General features: G+C 50.9%; 13 protein-coding genes and 1 pseudogene. All 14 read right to left on the minus strand.

Annotated elements, in window-relative coordinates; translation table 11 throughout:
- Positions 1 to 178: 178 nt before the first annotated feature.
- Complete coding sequence (locus ACFQ03_RS24465) at positions 179 to 1,117, minus strand: aldo/keto reductase (protein WP_379291597.1); 939 nt, start codon at positions 1,115 to 1,117, stop codon at positions 179 to 181.
- 232 nt (positions 1,118 to 1,349) lie between these two features.
- Positions 1,350 to 3,359, minus strand: coding sequence for an exo-alpha-sialidase (locus tag ACFQ03_RS24470; protein ID WP_191964362.1), 2,010 nt, complete (start codon positions 3,357 to 3,359; stop codon positions 1,350 to 1,352).
- A gap of 314 nt (positions 3,360 to 3,673) precedes the next feature.
- Positions 3,674 to 4,444, minus strand: coding sequence for an SDR family oxidoreductase (locus ACFQ03_RS24475; RefSeq protein WP_150959988.1), 771 nt, complete (start codon positions 4,442 to 4,444; stop codon positions 3,674 to 3,676).
- A gap of 75 nt (positions 4,445 to 4,519) precedes the next feature.
- Entirely contained in the window at positions 4,520 to 5,302 is a 783-nt protein-coding gene (locus ACFQ03_RS24480; protein ID WP_144933443.1) for an SDR family oxidoreductase, read from the minus strand.
- Positions 5,299 to 6,138 carry an HpcH/HpaI aldolase family protein gene (locus ACFQ03_RS24485; protein ID WP_144933442.1) on the minus strand — a complete coding sequence of 280 codons (840 nt, stop codon included), beginning with the start codon at positions 6,136 to 6,138 and terminating at the stop codon, positions 5,299 to 5,301. Before ACFQ03_RS24485 ends, ACFQ03_RS24480 begins: the two co-directional genes overlap by 4 nt.
- Positions 6,139 to 6,333: 195 nt before the next feature.
- Complete coding sequence (locus ACFQ03_RS24490; RefSeq protein ID WP_144933441.1) at positions 6,334 to 7,311, minus strand: Gfo/Idh/MocA family oxidoreductase; 978 nt, start codon at positions 7,309 to 7,311, stop codon at positions 6,334 to 6,336.
- Positions 7,312 to 8,016: 705 nt separating this feature from the next.
- Positions 8,017 to 8,505: a GNAT family N-acetyltransferase gene (locus ACFQ03_RS24495; RefSeq protein ID WP_144933440.1), complete on the minus strand. Its 489-nt coding sequence runs from the start codon at positions 8,503 to 8,505 to the stop codon at positions 8,017 to 8,019.
- Positions 8,506 to 8,671: 166 nt separating this feature from the next.
- Positions 8,672 to 9,094 carry a VOC family protein gene (locus ACFQ03_RS24500; protein ID WP_144933439.1) on the minus strand — a complete coding sequence of 141 codons (423 nt, stop codon included), beginning with the start codon at positions 9,092 to 9,094 and terminating at the stop codon, positions 8,672 to 8,674.
- A gap of 161 nt (positions 9,095 to 9,255) precedes the next feature.
- Positions 9,256 to 9,396, minus strand: a complete 141-nt coding sequence (locus tag ACFQ03_RS24505; RefSeq protein ID WP_191964363.1) for a hypothetical protein — start codon at positions 9,394 to 9,396, stop codon at positions 9,256 to 9,258.
- Complete coding sequence (locus ACFQ03_RS24510; RefSeq protein ID WP_150959990.1) at positions 9,393 to 9,746, minus strand: metalloregulator ArsR/SmtB family transcription factor; 354 nt, start codon at positions 9,744 to 9,746, stop codon at positions 9,393 to 9,395. Before ACFQ03_RS24510 ends, ACFQ03_RS24505 begins: the two co-directional genes overlap by 4 nt.
- Before the next feature lie 110 nt (positions 9,747 to 9,856).
- The gene (locus tag ACFQ03_RS24515; protein ID WP_144933437.1) at positions 9,857 to 10,774 is read right to left on the minus strand and encodes a helix-turn-helix transcriptional regulator; all 918 of its coding nucleotides are present in this window, start codon (positions 10,772 to 10,774) and stop codon (positions 9,857 to 9,859) included.
- A gap of 185 nt (positions 10,775 to 10,959) precedes the next feature.
- Positions 10,960 to 12,383 (minus strand): annotated as a pseudogene (locus ACFQ03_RS24520) (ATP-binding cassette domain-containing protein).
- A 222-nt stretch (positions 12,384 to 12,605) separates the two neighbouring features.
- Entirely contained in the window at positions 12,606 to 13,064 is a 459-nt protein-coding gene (locus ACFQ03_RS24525; protein WP_379291603.1) for a DoxX family protein, read from the minus strand.
- 18 nt (positions 13,065 to 13,082) lie between these two features.
- Positions 13,083 to 13,550 (minus strand): DUF2269 family protein, encoded by a 468-nt coding sequence (locus ACFQ03_RS24530; RefSeq protein WP_379291605.1) that lies wholly within the window; start codon positions 13,548 to 13,550, stop codon positions 13,083 to 13,085.
- Positions 13,551 to 13,561 lie beyond the last annotated feature (11 nt).

A 13,561-nucleotide genomic window follows, 5' to 3' on the forward strand; every position in this document is an offset into this window, starting at 1 on the left:
TCCCGCTGTATTTAAATATAAGTTCAGTAAGGCCCCAGTGTAGTGAAAGCTGTGCAATATACAATAGCTTCATGACATACAATAAAAATCCGCAGAAACGGTTAATAAAAGTATACACAAACCAAAGAAAAAAAGAAATACGCTGTCTCGTTTCTTCGACAGTGGCGAGTTTTATATGTTAGCGGGGCGCCCACAAATGGGGGGTGATGACTGCATCATCTATATTTGCAAAACGGTTCAAGATCTCTTCCCTAAGCTCTTCAGGCAATGGCGGTCCGGCCATCAGCCGCAGGTTCTCCCTAATCTGCCCCTCTGTTTCCGCACCAATAATGAGGCTGTCTACGCTGCCGCAATCCCTGACGAACGAAACCGCCATCTGGGGCAGCGGAAACCTGTACTTCCCGGCCAGGTCGTGAAGCTCCATCAACGGCGACTTTGCCTTGGCCATCGTTTTCCCAAGCTCATTCGGCTGCATAAGGATAAGACCCTGCAGGAAAACACTGCGCACAAACACCAGCTTTCCCCTCTCCTTCAGTTTCCGCAGCCAGCCATTGCGCAAGGGGCGGTGGTCAAGCAAATTCATAGGCAGCTGGACCGCTTCATAAAGATCGTTAAGCAAACGGCTGCCGATCAGCGAATACTCTTCCTCGGTGTTATATGCAACGGAAATGCCGGCACGCTCGATTAAGCCTTCCTTACGCAGGGATCGCAAGCCGGCCTCAATAGCGTCCCCATGCTCCTTCAAAACATCGGTATTATGCAGCATTAACAGCGGAATGGAGGACACACCCAGCAGTTTCAAGGAATCGATGGCCTCCTTACGCATGTTCTGCTCCAGCTTATCGGGATCAATCCTCCCGCCGACTCCCGTCTTCAGCTTGGTAATAATGAAGGGACTCTTGCCTCGGCTGAACCGGCCAAGCAGCGCTTCCGCGCGGCCGTACCCCGCAGCAGTATCGAATGAAGTTATGCCCTCGCTCCAGGCCAGCTCCAGAAGCCGCAGCCCCTGTTCCTCCGTAAGCATGCCTTCCCGGTTGTTAATGCCATATGGAATCCCCAATTGCACCGTACCCAAAGTAAGCTTCGATATCTTCCGTTCAGCAGTTGGTCTCATCATTATGCTCCCCTCTACGCTTCACTCAACAACCGTCGAGCTAGAAATTCGCTGTCTTTTTGCCACACAAAATGCAGGGCCATTGTCTTCCTAAATATTTAGGGGGGCAATGGCCCTGTCTGACTAGAGGACGATTAGAGGCAGCCTATTCATGGTTTATATAAAAGCCGGCCTAACGGGGAACTCCTCTTCCCCTGCCCCATAGTTGTATAACTACGAATCTTTACAAGGAGTGTTAGTATTCTTCATAAAGCCTCAATTCGTTCAGCTGAGGCCAGCCCTCGGATCTTGTTATTTCCACCTTAACGTACTTGGCCGCTTGAACAGTGTCGAAATGATGGATTTCCATACTGTCGCTGTTGTGCCTGGCCCCGGTGTAGGAAATGACCGGTGTCCATGTCGTACCGTCTACGGATAGAGATACGATAGCGTCCTCCGCATACTCTCTGGGCTTCAAATTGACCCCGATGGCACTAAGCTCCCTCACAGTATCCAATTCAACGGTATAGTATGCCGGTGGCGGTGTAGGTGAATTTCGCGTGGCGGAATCCCAATAATCCAGACTGCCGTCCAGCGGTCCGGTAATGCCCACCCTGCCCGATGTATAAGTCATATCGGTATCAATTTGAATTTGGCCGTTATTGTATAGCGACAGCAGATCGATCTGGGATAACGCAGGCTCACCGTACAAAGCTATTTCGCTCAGAACCGCTTGCCCGGACGCTTTCGTAATTCTTACCCTAACTTCCTTGGCCAGAAGCCCCGGATCATATTCATGGATATCAAGAATCCCCTGCTCATGAACAACGTCGGTGTAAGAAAACAAGGAATGCCATTGACCCTGCGCATCTTTATATTCGACAACCGCGCTCTCCGGTCTTCCGGCTTGCGGTTTCAAGTTGATCCCGATAGCGTTAAGTTTGTAAGTTTTCGGTAAAATAAGAGTGTAGTAATAGGATTCCGGCGGCATGGGGACGCTTCCCCAGGCAGCATAATTCAAGCTAGCCACCCCATCAATGGCTCCTGTTGGTTTGACATTCACGCGGCTAGGAGTACCCGGATCCTCATAAGTCATATTGGTATCAATCTGCAGGCTTCCGCTATTATACATGGCAAGCAGCTCCATACGGTCGGTACGTTTCTCAACCGTTACATCCTCCGGGTTAAAATACTTTCCGCCTATGAAGCCCTTGGTGGAATGAGCATCGTAGAAGACAATAAAGATCCGCCCATCGGAAAGCTCAACCGCACTCGGATAAGCCATGTCCGTAGAGCCGGGGCTTTTATAAATTAGAGCATCCTCCCAGTCCTCCCAATCGGTTCCGGGCTCCATTACCCGCCCTACTACAGCTCTTCCGCTGCTGAAGTCAAATTTGCGGTCTCCCCACGTATGAAGCACAGTACCATTACTGAGCACAAGCAGATCCGAGCAGTGGGCGTACATCGTGGTTCTGACCGCGGCACTCCAAGTGTGCCCGTTATCAAAAGACTCCGATTCCCAGGCAATCCCATTGTCGCTGTCTGAATAAGTTCGGTGCATGCTTATCAGGTGCCCGCCGCCCAAATCGGCAATAACCGGTTCAACAAACCCGATAGCTGGAAACAGATTCGGCTGAGGCAAGGGTATCGGCTCGGCCATCGTCGCTTCCAACGACGGATTCCAGGTCAAGCCACCGTCCGAGCTGCGAACAACTACCGATCGGCTAACCCCTTGATCGGAGGCGTAAGAGCCATAGATAGGCAGCAGGAGCTCTCCGGTATCCAATTCAACCATTTTGGAAGAAACTGCAGCGTTTATCAGATTCGTTTGCACCTTGGTCGGCGCGCTCCAGGTCAAGCCCTCATCCGTGCTTCGGGATACGTATACTTGATTGACTCCGTTATCAGGTTTGAACCAGTTCAGAAGCAGCGTTCCGTCAGACAACAGGGTAATGGAAGGATCGCGGTCATCTTCAGGCGTATCCATGATGATCCGCGGTTGAGACCAGGTCAGTCCTTCATCCGTGCTCTCTACCATAGCAATTCTGCCATTCGTGCCTTGATGTGCGGTTGCACTGTAGTAGACTACAACAAGCTTGCCGGACGGCAATTGCTCCATAGAAGGAAAATAGGTATTGTAACCATCAGCCGTCTTTGCCGCTACAATCACATCCGGCTCTGACGGATTTGGTACGGCTGCCAATGCGGCCAAGGGAATCATCAACATTAGCAAGCTCATCAGCATGATCATCGGTAATTTTCTCATATGAGCATCCTCCGAATTAGATTTGGCATTCCTTGACACCATAGCGTAGGGCTTCCATTCAGCAGGTTCCGATGACTCCGCTCCGAAATCGCTTCTATTTATCCGTTAATGAATCAAGTTCATTTATTCCCTGTCGGCTCGTCCCCACCCCCCTTCGAAAGACAAGCTGTCCGGTGACAGATGCAAGTAGTGCATGTGAACATAAGTAAAGCAAATGCATTATTCTCTAAAATGAGGGCGCTGGTGAATAACAAATACGGAGTTACTTGCTATCCCAAAATTGCGAATGGACAACTAACAACGAAATCGAGACGCTACCAGGCGGTCCAACCGCCATCCACTACGATGTTGGATCCGGTTACAAAGCTGGAGGCGCCGGATGCCAAGTAGAGTACGGCTCCTACGATTTCATGCGCCTGTCCTACTCGGCCAAGCATCGTCTTGCTGTTCAGACGGGTCAGAAAAGCTTCATCCTGCTGGATGTTGGGATTCGGGAACGGCCCTGGGGTAACACTATTCACGCGGATGCCCTTCGCAGCCAGATGAGCCGCACAATAACGGGTAAACTGGATGACGGCCGCTTTGCCGGCTCCGTAATTGGCAGGGTTGTTCGCCCCGCTGGTTCCGTAGATGGACGGGTCGGGCGAAACCATTCCATACATGGAAGCGATATTGACGATGCTTCCGCCCCCCGCAGCCTCCAAATGCGGCACAGCTTCACGGGTACAGCGGAAGCAGGTACCCACCGCCCCGTCCAATCCGTACGCCCAATCCTCGTCGGACATCTGCTCCACGGTGCCCAGCGGCCCGTAGCCGGCCCCGTAAGTGGCGCAGTTGATCAAGACATCGATGCGGCCGAACGTTTCCCTAGCTTCGTTGAACAGGCGGCGAATCGATTCGGTATCAGAGACATCACAAACCGCACTGACGATTCTCTCTCCCGTATGCTCTGCGGGCTGCAAATCAGCCGATACAACCGCAGCGCCAAAATCAGACATGGCGCGAACGATTTCTCGACCTAAATAACCGCTTCCTCCGGTTACGACAACGGTTCTGTTTTCCATGGAAAACAAGCAACTGTACATTCTTCGAGCCTCCTCGATTATCAAATCCATGCCGGTCGTTACCTTACCGGGCTGAGCTTATGCAATCCAAACCCGCTATTTGGCGGTGTAGCCGCCGTCTACGGGAAGGTTGACCCCGGTGATATAAGCCGAAGCATCCGATGCCAAAAAAACGATGCTGCCCATCAGATCGCTTTCCCCCGCCATCCTCCCGAGGAAGGTCCGTCTGCTGTAGCTTTCAATAAAAGCCGGAGGCGTACGCTCGGAGGCCATTCCTCCCGGGCTAATGCAGTTGCAGCGCACCCCGCTCTTTCCATAATAGCTGGCCGTAAAGCGGGTAAAATTAATCATGCCGCCTTTATGAAAGAAGTAGTCGGGAACAAAGCCATGGAATTCGACATCGCGGTATATTTCGGCGTCAGGCCCCACCATGCCTTGGATAGAACCTACATTAATAATAGATCCCCCTCCCTGTCGGGCCATCACATCACCAAAAGCGCGGGTCATTGCAAATAATCCCGCTGCGTTAACCTCCATGCTCTTGGTGAACGTCTCCAAGGGGTCCTGCCAAGAGCCCATCGTACGCAGCACCGCATTGTTGACGAGGATATCGATGCGTCCGTATACGTCCAGCAGCGTGTCCCTTAGGGCCAGAATAGACGGCTCCTCGGCCTGGTCCAGCTGGCGGGCGGTAACCTGCACCCCTCTAGCGGCGAAGTCTGCCTCGATCTCGGCGAGCTTGTCGCCATTGCGGGAAGTCACCTGGGTAATCGCCCCCGCCTGAGCGAGCGCGGAGGCGATTTGCCGCCCATACAAACCGCTGCCTCCGCTTACAACAGCTACTTTACCCTCGAGTGAAAAAGATGACATAACGTTCATGTTGTTCCCTCCTTCGAGCTTTCCGAGTAAATGCTGTCTGCCGGTCTTCCGCAAGACGACAACAGCCGCTTCATAATGGCATTGTAATACTGGCTTAAAGCGACTACATCCGCCCCAATACTGATGAACCTGTAACCAAGCCCGATCAGCTCCTCGCGGTTGTCCACGGTCCCTACGGTGCCTGCGAACTTCCCGTATTTGTTGGCAAGATCGGCTATCCGCTTCCGCGTTTCCAACAGCAGGGGATGATCCATCCGGCCGGGAGCCCCGATCGATTGGCTGAAATCGCCCGGACCGAAAAAGATCATATTAACCCCGGGCAAAGCAACGATCTGCTCCAGCTCATCCAACGGCTCCACATCTTCAATCTGCAGAATCAAAAAGCGTTCTTCATTCGCCTGCTTGATGTAATCGTTAAAGTCCACGTTGCAGTATGCTCCATCCGAGTTGCCCCCGTCGACCGGCCTCATGCCAAGCGGATGGAATTTCGTGCTGCGGACCACCCGCTGCGCGTCCTCCAGGCTCATAATATGCGGCACCATAATGCCGGCCGCGTCCATTTCCAGCGGGCGGATATAGTCGCTGTAGCTTCCGCGTGCAACTCGGACAATCGTATCCGCATCGTAAGCCTTGGCGGCCAAAATTTGCTTTTCTACCGCAGACCAGTCATTGGGCACATGCTCCATATCGGTCCAGATACAATCAAAGCCCGACATAGCGGCTATTTCCGCCGAACGGGAATCGGCCAGATTAAGTTTGGTGCAATAAGCTACTTCTCCTGCATGCAGCTTTCTCAGTACTCTACTAGGCCGCATTGCGTACTTTCTTACGGACATAGCGGTTCCTCCTGATTATTGAGTTGTTATGGCTGGCAGCAAAGTATTAACTGAGGGGCCTAGAACTCCAGCTAAACGGTAAGCTGATCCGTCACAGGCTAACGTTCGACGGATCGTCAACGGCAAACAGGCGGTTGATCTGTCAACGGCTGCCCGGCCGACAACCTGATTCCCTGACAGAATTAAGCAGTTCTATCATTCTAACCCAGCAAGGGAAGGTGCTATATCCTTCACCGCAATTTCCGCTCCCTGCTGTTCGCGGCTTCGGATTCCCGCTATGACAAGCTTCATCAATTCAGCTGTCTCCGCAAACGGAAAGGGCCTTTCGCCTGTGCGCAAATAATCGATAAAAGCTTGAAGCTGGGCTTTGAACGAATAGAAAGTATCTTGAAAGGAAACATACGCATGCCCCGATGTACCGCACAGAAGCACGGGGCCGAAAGCTCCATACATATCGGCTGTAACGGAAATCACTATATCCGCCCCGCACCGGTGCTTAAGATGCACGATGTTCCTGTCCTCGGTGCCCGTATTCCGCACCGTCAAGAAACCCGGCCCCACAATAGGATAAATTCCTTCCAGCGCATGGATACCGTACCGTTCCCAAGACTTGGCCATAGCCACCGTTACATAGCGCAGCTGCCCTAAATTTGCCGTTGACAGCCGATAAGGCATATATTCCTTGCTGTACCTCATACTGCTGGAGGACAGGATTGCCCTACCCTCTCTCGCCCATTGGGCAAATATCGCTAAATCGCTTTCATTATCCACCAGCGGCTTATCCACGAACACGGGAAGACCTGCCTCCACGAAAGGCCGGCACCGCTCCACATGCTCTCCCCCTATGTCGGTTGCTATAATGACCGCATCCACCTGGCCAATAACCTGCTCCGGATAGCTTGCAATATGGGGAATTAAGGACGCCTCCGCGACAAGCCGGGCATCTTCCGGCGAATCCGTCCAAATATGAGTCACCTTAGCTCCCTTGATGCGCAAATTCTCCTTAGGCTCTTTAGCCAAATACTCCGGAATGCCGGGATAAGGACAGTTCTGCATAGCCCTCTCATTGTATCCATTGAAGATGGCGCTCCAGGAATAAGGATGCCCGTTGCCATCAACCATGCCGATCATCGCCAAACGAATAACTTCCCTCTTTACCAAAGCGTTGGTCATATTCAATCCCCCACTCTTAGTTCTCTGAAAAGTCTTGACTCGTTCGCTCTTATTTAATGGAATTCTGAAAAGGAGAATCTTGTTCGTCTCATATATAGAGACGCTATACCTATATAGGACTTTAACTCATTATATAATAGTTAGGAACAGACGTAAATGAGAAAAGCCGATTTTATCGAAACCAAATCGGATGCTTATTTAGCCCATAAATCGGAAGTGGCGAAAATTATCGCTCGCAACGTGTATGGCGGGAACTTGCCTGCGGAATCGGTTTAATGATCGAAGAAGGAAAATAAAAGAGCGAGGTTCGTGGTCGGGTACCCACAAACACTCGCTTTTTTTTGCATCGCCGTTAAGGCAAGCGAAAGCCGCCCGCCGCCAGAGTCGATTTTGACATGCAGAGAAGAATTCCTCGGCCATATACCCCTCAGCCGTTCGCGCTTCCGCGAAAGCCGGTAATTTTTACTGAATTATCGGTACGGCCGCTTTCTCTCTCGCTAAAGAGGATCATCCGAATGTTCTGCATAGGCTGGAGTAAACGATGCACTTTACTTTAGTCCTGGATATGCTGTACTACAAGATCCATTTGGGATCGTTATCCAACTTTGTGTAACCGTACATGATCTTTGAATTTCACGGCAGCTTATCCCAAAGATCTTAATACTCAACTTTCAGGTTTAATGCGATCTCGCACCGAAAGTCGAGCTATAATTTCAACCGGGAAAGATCAAGCTCCATCTCTACTAGATCCAAGCCCGGGGCAAAACCATCCGGGCAAACCCGCTTTGCGACGAACCCGAAACGTTCGAAAAAGCCGCGGCTGTACTGCGACGTTTCAATGGTTACTCTGGTAAATTTCGGCTCCGCCGCGATCCTCTTCAATCGCTCGACGAGAAGCCGCCTGCCCAGCCCGCATCGATGAAGATCCCGGCGGACCATCCCCCAACAGAGAGCGGCAACGGTCCCGTCTTCTCCTATAGCGCCATAACCGCCACTGGCGACAATCTTCCCGTTCTCATCCTCCATGACCAAATACGGCCACTTCAAATCATCCAGATCAGAAACAAAATCTTTAAGCTCCTCGGGCGCAAAATATTTCGGTACATTGCTCTCAAACAAAGCCATACATGCTTCCCGATCTTCCTGACGGTATGGACGTACATGGTATGGTCCGCCGTGACTCGAGTGGTTCATCTCTTCCTCTCCGCTTCTTTTCATTATGCATAATGCGTTTGTTCCTCTGGCTACTATTATACATGCATGGATGTTTGCAACCAATCGTCTGGAGAGTATTGTTGCCTATGTGTTATTTCCTATAGTTGGGCTGCTCTTTCCCGCCCTATGCGAGCGGGACGATAGATCAATCCTCGATCTCCCAAGCAGGATTCCAGACGATTTCCCATAAATGGCCATCGGGGTCCTGGAAGTGTCCCGAGTACCCGCCCCAGAAAGCGTCATGCGCGGGATCCGTAATGACAGCCCCTGCATTCCGGGCTTGTTCCATAATTCTGTCCACTTCTTCCTTGCTGCCTACATTATGGCCGATGGTCATTTCCGTCGGGCTCGGCGATCCCAGAGGGACCTTCGCCTCATGGGCGAGATCACGGCGGTTCCAGATGGCCAGTTTGACACCGGCCTGCAAGTCGAAAAAGGCGACCGCCCCGTGTTCAAACTCTTTGCCTATGATCCCTTGGGTCGGCAGGCCCAGTCCATCCCGATAGAATTTTAATGATCTTTCCAAATCGTCCACGCCTAATGTGAGTACGGAAATTCGAGGCTTCATTATTCTCCTCCTGTGTCGATGTTTAATCTTTTCAGCAAATCATCGCATATTTAGGTCCATAATCATTGTACAAAACGGACAATCGATTTAAATACTTGGCCTGGAGCTAATCCGTAGTAATGTTTAAACTTGTTAATTACGGTCGGGATCGGCTCCCCTTCTCACGCGATGGCTTGGACGAGCTTATCCAGCGATTGATTCATGCCGGCAACGGCATTGTCTGACATGGGCCCAAGCACTGTCCAGCCGTATTCAAACGTGCGGGTAATGACAAGGGCTTGCTGATTCTCTTTTGAATTCATTCGGGTTTCTCCTTTTCAATTTGGTTATTTGCATGTTTCTTCATTTCTTCTTTTAATACTGCATCCAAGGTATCCAGTCTTCGGCTCCAGCGCTGTCTCATCCCCTTGGACCATTCCTCGAATTGGACCATTGCTTTAGTGTTGATTCGATAGATGCGCTGCTGTGCCCGCTTTTCCACCTCTACCAAATTCGCCCCGCGAAGAATTTTCAGATGTTGGGAAATCGCCTGCGGGCTGACTTTGAATTGATCGTAAATCTCGGATGCAGATAACCCGTCATGATCAGCGAGCATCTCCAGAATCCTGCGCCGGGTCGGGTCGGCAAGTGCAGAAAATATATCGACAGGCATCGTTAGTCGTTTTCCTCCCTTCCGGTTATTTCTGACTTCATATTAAATCTTTTCCTTAATAAAGTAAATACTTAAATAAAATAAACAACAACATTTCTACGGCCAAACCGTCAATGCTGATACAGACGCGAAATTTGAAGCACTTGGCAGCGGAATTCATCAATAAACTCCGGCGGTGCCAGCACCCTTACATGAATCCCAAAGCTCAAAAGATGCTGTACGGCCTTCTCCCTCGAATAATAATAGGCCTTTATCAGCAAGGTTCCATCGGGATTCTCCGCAATATCGGCGGCTTCGAACTCTTCCCTGACCCTAGCCTTCGCCGCGGGGTTAAAGCATAGCATTACATCCACGCCATCCGGCGGCTTTATGTTGCGGTCCTTATCTATATCCTCAATGGTCAAGTTGCGGCGGACGAACCTTTCAGATAAGAGCTTCAAATTGTTCATGCGGGATAAACGAAAGACCCTGAGGGCCGAACGGATACGACAGAACCCCCATAAATACCAAGCGCTCCGCTTCAGGTACAATCCCATGGGCTCAACCGTTCGGGACGTCTCTGCTCCCCTACTATCCATGTAGTCAAATTTCACTGTATGCATCTCCCGGACAGCAAGCTGAAGAGACCGTATCTTCTCCTTGACATCCGCATTCGAAGAGTGCCGGAAATCGAGGCTGAATGAGGCAGAGGTTGTGAAATCCTCCGGGATCAAAGCCCCGATTCTTTCAAGCAGCTCGGTCAGCTCGGAGTTATCCGTTGCCGATTGAATGCCTCGCAACGAAGTATAGATCGCAACTAAATGTTCCAGCGTCAATACTTGTTTATCTATCCGGTAGCCCGGCATAATTTCATACCCTCCGTCCGGACCGGGATAGGAAGCAACAGGAATTCCAGCCTGATTAATCGCGTCGATATCCCGGTAGACAGTCCTTAAGGATACCTCGAACCTGTCCGCCAACTCGGCGGCAGTCACTCTTTTATTACTGAGCAGACACATTGTAATAGCAAGTAATCGATCCAGCTTCAAGCAAAATCCCCCCTATCCCGATTATATCGGCAACAGACCAAAAGCACGAGCGGCCCCCCAGCCTTCCGCAACGCTCCAGACTCCCGGCGCGCGGTGTTTGGCGTCGCATGACGGTGGTCAACCACTTAGCCATCATCCCAGCAACGGCTGACACCCAAGTGTACTTCATCCATCTTGAGCATTCTTCATTTTCCTATATACATACCTGTTAACGATCCCTGAGCGTCAGATAGCTGCCTTGGCGTTCCTGCAAAAATAACCTGTCCGCCTTTATGACCGCCTTCCGGTCCAAGGTCGATCACCCAGTCCGCCTGTCTGATGATATCCAGGTTGTGTTCAATAACAATGACCGTACTGCCATTATCCACAAGTCGGTTTAGAATGGTCAACAAATGATCCACATCCGATAGATGAAGTCCCGTTGTCGGCTCGTCCATGACATAGATTTTTCCTTTCCTGTGCAATTCGCCCGCCAGCTTAATACGCTGGCATTCCCCTCCGGACAGCGTGCTTAACGGTTGGCCGAGTGTCAAATAATGCAAACCAACATCATCTATAGCCTGCAGCTGGCGTCGTATCTCTTCTTTATCAAAAAATTCAAGCGCCTCTCACGGTTCAAGGTGAGATAATCCAGCCCTATGTCGATCAGATGCTGGAGCCGCTCCGCCAAAGCGGATACGAGCGGGGCCGCGATCGGATCTTTGATACGGTTTATCACTTTATGAAGCTCGCTTATCTCCATCGCAGAGCATTCCGCTATGTTAAGTCCGTTGATGGTGCAGCTTAAAGACGCCTGATTAAGACGGGCGCCCTTGCACTCCGGACACGCGACAAGGGTAATGAAGCGGTTCACCTTGCTTCGGGTACTCTCGGACAATTCGCTGCTGTCTCTTTGAATATACAGACGGTTGAATTTGTGGACGACTCCTTCATAATCAGACTGGATCGGTCCTCCCTTGGACGGAAGCTTTATTTTTTTGCCTTTGCCGTACAGCAGCAGCTCCCGCTCCTGCTCCGTATAGTCCGCAAGCTTCTTGTCATTATCGAATAAACCTGACAAGGTATATGTTTTTAAATACCACGACCCTACGGAAAACACGGGAAATAATATCGCTCCTTCATTTAATGACTTCGATGGATCAAAGAGTTTGCGAACATCGAGCTCCACCTTTTTGCCGAGGCCTTGACATCCCGGACACATGCCTGCCGGATCGTTAAAGGAGAAGACGTGGGAGTACCCGACGAATGGCTTGCCTACGCGCGAGTAAAGCAGGCGGAACATCGAATAAATATCGGTAATAGTGCCCAATGTCGAACGAGAGTTGCCCCCCAGACGTCTCTGATCAATAACGATGGCGGTGGACAGATTTTCTATCGAATCCATATCAGGCCGGCTGTGTTTAGGTAGACGATTTCGGATAAACGCCGTGAATGTTTCATTTAACAGCCGCTGTGCTTCCGCACTTATCGTATCGAAAACGATCGATGATTTACCCGATCCCGACACTCCGGTAAAAACCGTTATTTTCCGTTTGGGGATTCGAAGCGATACATTTTTCAAGTTATTTTCCCTGGCTCCCCGTATGACAATGTACTCCTGCTGTGACATGGAACTCCCCCATTCGCTTTTTATCTAAAAGTATAAACCTACGACCCTGACATCCGTTTGTCAGGAATTTGCGGGACAAATTTTATTTTTGCAAAAATTATGCCCGTCCTTTGATGCCCATAAATAAAAGCCCCCTTACAATCACATGGAGAGAAGCTTCTCAATGAGAATGTCCAGGAGGCTTATAGCCGATTGCCTATGATATTGTTCTAACCCTGCCTGTCATCCAAGCTCTGGACCGAACATCGGTGATGACAGCAGGACCGCCGCTATGAAAACAATCTGCAGCACAATACGGAAAGACAGCTTTGGCACAGGCTTGCCGCCGATCGTCAATTTTTCCCGGGCGGCATATACGTTGGCGGGAAACATGGCAAGAAGCAGCACGGTCAAGCACACAGATGCAGCAAACGAGAAAGCCGGCAGCAGCAGGCCGATAGCCCCTGCAATTTCCAGACAACCGGTCACGGTCACAATCCATTCTCTTTTTGGAAAAAAAGGCGGGACCATCCGTATCAGATCAGGACGCCTCTTGCCCCAATGGGCGGAGGCGGCAAGCAGCAGCATGACCACTACAGCCGCCCGCAGGGAAGAATGCCAACCGTCGAAATAAGGCCAGCCAAGCAAGCCGATGCCCCGAAAGAGCACAAAGGATGAAAGCAGAGCGATAAACGGAGCCATTGTTATCCCTCCCCGGATTTAGAAGCTTTTTGCAATCATCAGATAAAGAATAACAACCGGCAGCAGAGTGGCGATGGTGCCGAAGACAGCCCACCAACGGGAAGCTCGGGCGTACTCCTCCGTGATGTACCCGCGATCCACACATGCGGCGCTATAACGGATCATGGCCCGCTGCAGGGGAAGGAGCACCGCCAGCCAGACTACGCCGGTAACCGCAAACAAGATCAACGACGCCATTAGCCAATTAAATCCCTGAGCGAGCATTTCCGTCTGAACAGCCATAACAATCCCCGATAGAATGATCAGGACGAGTCCCGGCAGAGTGAACACAAAATCGGCAAGCATGACGTTTTTGACCGCAGAGTGAATGACGACCGGATTTTTGTGCAGGTCCGCGCGAATTTCCAGAACGCCGCCGTAACGATATTTCCGACAAATAATACGACACCGGCCAAATGCAGTAACAGCCATAAATGCATAGCGCATTTTCCTTTCTA

Origin of the sequence: Paenibacillus residui (assembly GCF_042677205.1) — a bacterium.
In the GTDB taxonomy this organism is placed as follows: Bacteria; Bacillota; Bacilli; order Paenibacillales; family NBRC-103111; genus Paenibacillus_L; species Paenibacillus_L residui.